This is a genomic window from Streptomyces sp. NPDC049577, from assembly GCF_040675635.1.
In the GTDB taxonomy this organism is placed as follows: Bacteria; Actinomycetota; Actinomycetes; order Streptomycetales; family Streptomycetaceae; genus Streptomyces.
Window position 1 is genome coordinate 1 of record NZ_JBFAPH010000558.1, and the last position, 2350, is coordinate 2350.

2 protein-coding genes are annotated in these 2350 nt (G+C 73.6%); both read right to left on the reverse strand.

What is annotated here, in order from left to right:
• Positions 1–67 precede the first annotated feature (67 nt).
• On the reverse strand, positions 68–835 hold the full coding sequence (locus AB0K09_RS32585; RefSeq protein ID WP_366069003.1) for a nucleotidyltransferase domain-containing protein: 768 nt from the start codon (positions 833–835) through the stop codon (positions 68–70).
• 131 nt (positions 836–966) lie between these two features.
• Entirely contained in the window at positions 967–1902 is a 936-nt protein-coding gene (locus AB0K09_RS32590) for a sugar-binding protein (protein ID WP_366069004.1), read from the reverse strand.
• Between the last annotated feature and the right edge of the window lie 448 nt (positions 1903–2350).

A 2350-nucleotide genomic window follows, 5' to 3' on the forward strand; every position in this document is an offset into this window, starting at 1 on the left:
GGCCCCTGGAAGAAGGACGAGACGGACGCGCCGCCCACCGGCGGCGCGTCCGGACGACCGTGAGACCTCAGGCCGCCGCCTCGAACAACCTCTCCGCCTCCGTGATCGCCCGGGTCAGGGCGCCGGGCTCCGGCCGCAGTCCGGCCACGATCCCGTCGATGTCACGCAGCCCCGCGCGCCGCAGGAGCCGCTTCTCGTTGGTGACCCATGCGCCGCGCGCCGCCAGCACGGCGTGCGCCGTCTGCAGGGCGGCGGTGGCCAGCGCTCCCGCGACCTCGGCGGCCTGGCCGCTGTGGACGTACGCACCCTTGGCGTACTGGAGCGTCAGGGCCGCCCGCTCCCGCCACACCGGCGGAGCCGCGGCACGCAGCGCCTCGGGGTAGGCGGGGCGGGGAAGGGTGCCGCGCAGCACCCGGTTGACGGCGAGTTCGGCGACCACCAGATAGCTGGGGATGCCCGCGAGGTGGAACATCAGCGGCTCCCAGTGGAAGCGGCCCTGCCGGGCCTCGGCGAGTTCGTGTTCGACGACGTCGAGGTCGCGGTAGTGGACGTCGACGCGCCGGCCGTCGATCCTGAGCCAGGCCCCGCCGTTGAAGACGCCGCCTCCCCAGTCGCCGATCTCGAAGACCTCGCCCGGCCAGCCGACCGCGCGCAGCTCGGCGGGGTCGAAGCCGCCCCGGTAGTACACGGCCAGGTCCCAGTCGCTGTCCGGGGTGTGCGTGCCGTCGGCACGCGAGCCGCCGAGGGTGACGGCCTGCACGGCCCGCAGGGTCGCGAGCCGGTCGGCGACGTGGCCGAGGAACATGTCGTCGGGCATGTGGGTCGGGTGGGTCATGCCGGTCATGAGGAATCCGATCGTGTGAAGTGGCCGAGGGCGGACGCGGGCGCGCCGGACCGACGCCGGAGCAGGGCTCGGACGGCGTCCTGCGGTCGATGTGCGCGGGTCGTCACTTCACGACACGGATCCTAGGGGGTGTCCGGGGACGTGCGTCGCGAGCCCCCGCCGAGGGGGACGCCGGTGCGGCGGTACTGGTCGAGGGAGAGCGCGGAATCCCTGCTCCGAACGGATTCCAGCGGAAGCTCGGCGGGACGCGTCGGGCGGCCGGGCGGCGGGATGTAGCCGGGAAGGCTCAGGGTGCCCCAGACGTACGGGTCGGCCTGGGCGCTGCCGAACGCGGACCACGCGAGCCGGGACCGGCCCGTCCTGTCCTGGGTGTCGGAGTCGTAGACGAGGACGTTCGCGGTGAGACGGTCGGGGTCGACGGGCGCGGGGAGGTCGGTGAGGGGGATCCTCGCTTCCACCGTGTAGCCCTCGTACGGCTCGGTCACCGTGGACGCGACGAGCATGCCGGGCGCGGTCGTGGCGGCCGGGCCCTGCCGGTTGTCTCCGTCGCGCTCCGCGCAGGGTCCTCCTCCGTTCGCCGTGAAGGGGAGGACGGCGGCCTTGAAGGTGGTGGACGTGTCGTCGGAGCGGCCCTGCGGGTCGAGGGCGATCTCGACGGAGTCCGTGCGCCAGTGCCGTTTGCAGTCCTTCTCGCGGTCGAGTCCGGCGCCCTTCCGGTCGTCCGTGACGTGCACCAGGACGTAGAGGTCGTCGCCGTTGCGGGTGAAGCGGGCGTCGGCCGCGCAGTCGTTCCGGGACGAACAGCGCGTGCCCTCCCAGTGCGTGAGCCCAAGCGCCTCTCCGGGGTATTCGCCGGCGCCGGCCCGGCCGTCCACCACCGGCGCCTTCGGGACCTCGGGCACGGTGGCGGAGGGGCGGTCCGGGTACTCGGGCTGGGCCTTGTTGGCCAGCCACGGCATCCTCATCCGCCGTGCCCAGTCACGGAATTCGGCGTACTGCGGGCGCAGGCCGGACTGGGGGTGCTCCTGGGCCGTGAGGGGTTTCCCGTTGTCGGCCACGACCGTGAACCACTCGCAGGGCAGCTCGCCCGCCGGGGTGCCGGCGTCCTTCGGCAGTGCGGCGAAGCCTTGGGTGACGTAGGTGCGGGCCGCGTCCCGCTCCAGCTGGGCCCATGTCTTCCCACCGGCGGAACGGCCGCCGGGCCAGATGCCGAGGACAGGCAGTCCGGTGTTCTCGTCGTTGACGCGCCGCCCGTCGCACCGCGCTCCCGGGGGGCCCTTGAAGAGCGGGCTCCGGGTCAGGAGCCTGGTGGGCTTCCAGGGCTTGTACTTCTCGTCGGCGATCTGCCCGGGGAAGGCCCGGGGGTCACCGGCCAGAGTGAACGCCTCGATGGCGAGACGCCCGGCCTGCTTACTGGTCGACGAGCGGCGGTATGCCGTTCATGCCCGTCCTCCCCTGCCCCGTGCGGCGCCGTGGCGCCGCTCCCGACGGGTCTAACGGGCGAGC

Coding starts and splice junctions, on each gene's coding strand:
- AB0K09_RS32585 (WP_366069003.1), bottom strand. CDS start 835: ATGACCCACCCGACCCACATGCCCGACGACATGTTCCTCGGCCACGTC.